The sequence below is a fragment of the Peterkaempfera griseoplana genome, assembly GCF_001418575.1.
In the GTDB taxonomy this organism is placed as follows: Bacteria; Actinomycetota; Actinomycetes; order Streptomycetales; family Streptomycetaceae; genus Peterkaempfera; species Peterkaempfera griseoplana.
This window is the reverse complement of the sequence record NZ_LIQR01000734.1, coordinates 1-5,555: the sequence shown is the minus strand read 5'-3', so window position 1 is coordinate 5,555 and position 5,555 is coordinate 1. Positions and strand designations below refer to the sequence as shown.

Annotated in this window: 6 protein-coding genes; 4 read left to right on the top strand and 2 right to left on the bottom strand. The window is 71.7% G+C overall.

Going from position 1 to position 5,555, the window contains the following annotated elements; translation table 11 throughout:
• Positions 1-44: 44 nt before the first annotated feature.
• Positions 45-923, bottom strand: a complete 879-nt coding sequence (locus tag AOK09_RS36170; RefSeq protein WP_055591408.1) for a sigma-70 family RNA polymerase sigma factor — start codon at positions 921-923, stop codon at positions 45-47.
• 83 nt (positions 924-1,006) lie between these two features.
• Between AOK09_RS36170 and AOK09_RS36165 the strand changes: the two genes are divergently transcribed.
• Together AOK09_RS36165 and AOK09_RS36160 are read left to right on the top strand one after the other, a co-directional pair.
• A complete protein-coding gene (locus AOK09_RS36165) occupies positions 1,007-1,456 on the top strand; it encodes a carboxymuconolactone decarboxylase family protein (protein ID WP_055591407.1) in 450 nt (149 codons plus the stop codon).
• Positions 1,457-1,665: 209 nt separating this feature from the next.
• Positions 1,666-2,247, top strand: a complete 582-nt coding sequence (locus AOK09_RS36160) for an AAA family ATPase (RefSeq protein WP_055591406.1) — start codon at positions 1,666-1,668, stop codon at positions 2,245-2,247.
• A gap of 77 nt (positions 2,248-2,324) precedes the next feature.
• Here the strand turns inward: AOK09_RS36160 and AOK09_RS36155 are convergent, their stop codons facing one another.
• Positions 2,325-3,101 carry a GntR family transcriptional regulator gene (locus tag AOK09_RS36155; RefSeq protein WP_055591405.1) on the bottom strand — a complete coding sequence of 259 codons (777 nt, stop codon included), beginning with the start codon at positions 3,099-3,101 and terminating at the stop codon, positions 2,325-2,327.
• Positions 3,102-3,326: 225 nt separating this feature from the next.
• Between AOK09_RS36155 and AOK09_RS36150 the strand changes: the two genes are divergently transcribed.
• Positions 3,327-4,595, top strand: coding sequence for an extracellular solute-binding protein (locus AOK09_RS36150; protein ID WP_055591404.1), 1,269 nt, complete (start codon positions 3,327-3,329; stop codon positions 4,593-4,595).
• Between the two features lie 15 nt (positions 4,596-4,610).
• Positions 4,611-5,525 carry a carbohydrate ABC transporter permease gene (locus AOK09_RS36145; protein ID WP_175609389.1) on the top strand — a complete coding sequence of 305 codons (915 nt, stop codon included), beginning with the start codon at positions 4,611-4,613 and terminating at the stop codon, positions 5,523-5,525.
• Positions 5,526-5,555 lie beyond the last annotated feature (30 nt).

The following is a 5,555-nucleotide window of genomic DNA, read 5'->3' as shown; positions in this document are numbered from 1 at the left end:
GGCCGCCCGCAGGCCGCCCGCCGCGACGACCGACTCGCGGGGGTTCACTGCGGCTCCGGCAGGTTCATCGACGCGAGCCGGGCCGGGTCGACCACGACCCTGATGTCGACGATGCGGTCCCCGACGACGGTGAAGGCGATGACCGAGAGCGGGTCGCCGTCCGCGCGCCACGACACGATCCCCGGACGGCCGTCGACGAGTACCGCCCGCCCCCGCGCCGCTGCTCCGGCGGACAACCGCGCGCCCTCGGCGACCCGGGTGGCCCCCAGCGTGACGACCCTGCCGCCGGGGGTGTCGACGGTCAGCCGCACCTCGGGGTCCAGCACCCGCAGCAGGCCCTCGAAGTCGCCGTGACGGGCCGCCGCCAGGAACGCGTCGATCACCCTGCGCTGCTCCCCTGCGGCTGCCGCGGGCGGCTCGGTCGCCTGTACCTTCCTGCGTGCGCGGCTGGCGAGCATCTTGGCGGCGGCGGTGGACCTGCCGAGAATCCGGGCGATCTCGTCGAACGGCACCCGGAACAGGTCGTGCAGGACGAACGCCAGCCGCTCTGCCGGGGCAAGGGACTCCAGGACGACGAGGAGCGCGAGCCCGACCGAGTCGGCGAGCGCCGCAGCGTCCTCCGGCGCCGGGCCGTCGTCGGCCGTGACCACGAGAGAGGGCAGCCGGTCGTCGTAGGACACCTCGGGGCGGGCGCGCCGCGCCCGCAGGGTGTCGAGGCTGATCCTGCCCACCACCGTCGTCAGCCATCCGGCCAGGTTGTCGATGGCCGCCGCGTCCTGGCGGGAGAGCCGCAACCAGGCCTCCTGGACCGCGTCCTCGGCGTCGGCGTGCGATCCGAGCATGCGGTGGGCGACCGCGCGCAGACGGTCGCGCTGGGCCTCGAACCCTTCCGCCAGCGGGTCCGTCGGGTGGGCGCCGGACATGTTGTCACCTTCCTGGGGTCCGCTCCGTCATGGGTGATGACGGGCCCCGAGGGGCACAGGTAACCGATGAGGGAGCAGGACCGATGGAAGCACGTACGAAGAGGTCGGCGGACCCCGATGTGGTCACCGCGATCCAGCACCTGATGAAGGCGATCCACAGCGGCGGGGTGGACCCGCGGCTACTGGCGCTGGTCCATCTGCGGGCCAGCCAGATCAACGGCTGCAGCCCGTGTGTCCACGCCGGGGTCGAGTCGGCGAAGAAGCAGGGGGAGACCGACGAGCGGCTGCACAGTGTGGTCGCCTGGCGCGAGACCTCCCTCTACAGCGAGGAGGAGCGGGCGGCACTCGCGTTCACCGAGGCGGCCACCCGGATCCAGGACGGCGCGCCGGGGGTCACCGACGAGATCTGGGACGCGGCAGCCGCGCACTTCGACGAGAGGCAGTTGTCCGCGATCACCCTGAACATCGCGTTGACCAACTTCTTCAACCGGGTCAACCGCGCGAACCGGGAGCAGGCCGGCGCGACCTGGTGAGCCGGGAGGGGCGGCCGCGGCCCCGCCCGGCCTGTGCAGCGGGGCGGTGACGGCCCGGGAGGGGCGCCCGCCGTGCTGCGCAGCCACGGCCGGGCGGCGCCGGGCGCCGTCCGGCCGTCCCCGGTTCGTACTGCCCGCCCCGGGCACCACTCTTGACCACCGGTCACCATGGTTCGTACACCGGCCGTCCCGAACCAGGGGAGCACACCATGAACCTGCCCGCGCTCGTCGTCGTCAGCGGGAGCCCCGGCACCGGCAAGACGACCCTGGCCCATGCCGTCGCCCGTGAGCTGGGGTGCCCGGCGGTCGTCCGCGACGAGATCAAGCAGGGCATGGTCCTGTCCACCCCGGGGCACCGCGGCGGGGCGGACGATCCCCTGAACCTGCCGGCCCTGGAGGCGTTCTTCGGCGTACTGGCCACGCTGCTCCGGGCCCGGGTGAGCGTGGTGGCCGAGGCCGCGTACCAGGACCGGCTGTGGCGGCCGAACCTCGAACCGCTGACCGGCCTCGCGAGGGTCCGGGTCATCCGCTGCACCGCTCCGGCGGCCGTCGCCCACGCCCGGATCGTGCACCGGGCGCGGCACAGCGCCCACAGGTCCGCGCACGGCGATCGGGAGCTGCTGGCGGCCGTGGCCGCGGGAGAGCACTCCCTGGACTCCTTTGTGCCGATCTCCCTGGACGTCCCCACCCTGGCGGTGGACACCTCGGACGGCTACCGGCCGGGGATGCCCACCATCACCGCCTTCGCGCGGGCGGCCGCGCCGGGCCGTCCCGCCGAGGGCACCGCCTGACCGGTCCGGTGCCCGCGGTCCCACCCCACCCCCGCCGAGACGGCGCGGGGGCGGTCACGGCCGGCGCCGGCCCGCAGTCAGTCCGGTGGCCGCAGCTGCGGGCGGCCCGCGTCCTGGTCGGCGGCGTCGCCGAGCGACAGGTGGGAGACGATGCGGTACCGGTCGCCGCGGTAGAGGGAGTGCACATACTCCACCGGGCGGCCGGAGCGGTCGGTGGTGAGCCGTTCGACGTGCAGGGCGGGGGAGAGGACGGGCACGGTGAGCAGCCGTGCCTCCTTCTCGCTGACCACGGTGGGCTCCATGGACTGCTCGGCCTCGTGCACCCGGACGCCGTGGACGTCCCGCAGCAGTTCGTAGAAGTCTCCGGCCTCCATGTCGGCCGGCTGGAGTCCGGTGACCAGCGCGGCGGGCACATGGAGGTACTCGATGGCCATGGGCTCGCCGTCGACCAGTCGCAGCCGGGCGATGTAGACCACCTCGACGGCGGGGGAGATGCGCAGCTTGCGGCCGACGCGGGCGCCCGCCTGCACCACGCTGAACTCCAGGACCCGGCTGGCCCAGTGGCCCGCGGCCCTGGGCAGCACGAAGGCGTGGTCCTCGGTGGCCGCCGCCAGCTCCTGGGTGATCTTGGCGGGGGCGACGAACATGCCCCGGCCGTGCTCACGGACGATCAGACCGGTGGAGACGAGTTCGTCGACGGCTGAGCGCAGGGTGGGCCGGGAGACGCCGAGCTGGTCGCAGAGGGCGCGTTCGGACGGGATCGGGTCGCCTGGGGTGCGCGCCTCGACAAGGTCGCGCAGATAGTCCCGGACCCGGGTGCGCTTGTATGCGGGACCGGCGCTCTCCTCGCCCATGTCCACCCTCCTCTGACGTGCGCTGGTGAACCCTCCAGCGGTTGACCAGTCTGCACCACTCGCCCGCTGTGAGGCAAAGCCTTCGCGAACGGCTCTGTAACCAGGTGGTTTCGAGCCTTGACGGCCTGACAGCTCTCTGCCACCTTCTCTTACCAGTGGCAGGCCAGTCCATAAGTGGTAAGTTTCGGCCCCTTCCCCAGAGGTGACCCGTCCGTGAGACCTCCCATGCCCTCCCGCGCCCTCGCCGCCCTTGCGGCGCTCTCCCTCGCCGGGCTCGCCGGGCGCAGCAGCTCCCCCGCGGGCAGCGCCCAGGGCGACGCCGGCTCCCCGGCCGCACTGACCGTCTGGATCATGCGCGACAGCGTCTCCGACGGCATCCTCAAGCGCTTCAAGGCCGACTTCGAGGCCACGCACTCCGGTACCACCCTGAACATCCAGATCCAGGAGTGGGACGGCATCGGGCAGAAGATCATCAGCGCTCTGGCCAGCAAGGACGCCCCGGATGTCATCGAGGTGGGCAACACCCAGGTGGCGCAGTACGCAGCCAGCGGGGGCGTGCAGGACCTCAGTGACAAGGTCGCCGACCTCCAGGGCTCCGACTGGATCCCCGGCCTCGCCGAGCCGGGGAGGATCGACGGCAAGCAGTACGGCATCCCCTGGTACGCCGCCAACCGCGTCGTCATCTACAACAAGGACCTCTTCGCCAAGGCGGGCATCACCACCCCGCCCAGGACCCGCGACGAGTGGCTCACCGACACCGCCAAGCTCAACACCGGCGGCAACGACGGCATCTACCTGACCGGCCAGACCTGGTACGCCCTCGCGGGCTTCATCTGGGACGAGGGCGGCGACCTCGCCGTCAAGGGCGCCGACGGCACCTGGAAGGGCACCCTGGACACCCCGCAGGCCCAGGCCGGCATGGAGTTCTACAAGAAGCTCCAGGCCCTCGGCAAGGGACCCAAGGACTCCGACGAGGCCAAACCGCTCCAGGCGGAGGTCTTCGCCAAGGGCCACAGCGCCCAGATCATCTCCACCCCGGGCGGCGCCGCCGCCATCCTCCAGGCCAACCCCGCCCTCAAGGACAAGCTCGGCTTCTTCCCCATCCCCGGAAAGACGGCCGACAAGCCCGGTGCGGTCTTCACCGGCGGGTCCGACCTCGTCGTCCCGGAGGCCTCCCAGCACCAGGACGCCGCATACGAGGTGGTCAAGGCGCTGGCCGGCGAGAAGTGGCAGACCGAGATCGCCAAGGAGATGAGCTACGTCCCCAACCGGACGTCCCTGGCCAGAGTGCTCGCCGGGAACGAGGGGGCCGCGGCCATGGCCGCCGGCGCCGTCAACGGCCATGCCACCCCCAACTCGCCCAACTGGGCGGCGGTGGAGGCCAACAACCCGATCAAGCAGTACATGACGCAGGTGCTCACGGGCGCCGACCCGGCCACGGCGGGCAGGACTGCCAGCGACGCCATCACCAAGGCCCTCAACAGCAGTTCCTGACGGGAGACCGACGCCGTGCCCACCGCCGCCCCGCCGGCCCCGCTGCGCCGGGTCTGGCCGTACCTCCTGGTCGCCCCCACCGTGGTGGGCGCGGCATACCTCCTGGTCTATCCGCTGGTCCGCAACATCGTGATGTCCTTCCAGCACTTCCGCCTCGGCGAACTGATCCGCGGCGGCGCCCGGTTCGTCGGCACGGCCAACTACGCCGAGGTGCTGAACGACCCCGAGTTCTGGACGGTGGTGCGCCGCACCCTGCTGTGGACCGCTCTGAACACCGCCCTGATCACCGTGATCGGCACCCTGCTGGCGCTGATGCTCGCCCGGCTCGGCCGGCGCCTGAGGCTCGCCGTGATGAGCTCCCTGGTGCTGGCCTGGGCCACTCCGGTGATCGCCGCGACCACCGTCTTCCAGTGGCTGTTCCAGTCCCGCTTCGGAGTGGTCAACTGGATACTTGACCAGTTGGGGCTGCACGGCTACCGGGACTACGCCTGGTTCGCCCACAGCAACGCGACCTTCGCCATCCTGGTGGTGCTGATCGTCTGGCAGTCCGTCCCGTTCGCCGCGCTCACCCTCTACGGCGGGCTCACCACCATCCCGGGCGAACTCTACGAGTCCGCCGTCATCGATGGCGCCGGTCCCTGGCAGACCTTCCGCCTCATCACCTTCCCCACCCTGCGGCCGCTGTTCGCCCTGGTCACCTCACTGGAGGTGATCTGGACGTTCAAGTGCTTCGCCCAGATCTGGGTGGTCAGCCAGGGCGGCCCCGACGGCGCCACCACCACCCTGCCCGTGTACGCCTTCCAGATCGCCCAGTCCCTGCACAAGTACGACCTCGGTTCGGCGGTCTCCACCCTCACCGTCCTCATCCTGCTCGCCGCCCTGGTCCTCAACCTGCGCCGGATGTTCCGCCAGGAAGGGGAGACCCTGTGACCGACCTCGGCACCCTGCCCGCCCCCACCG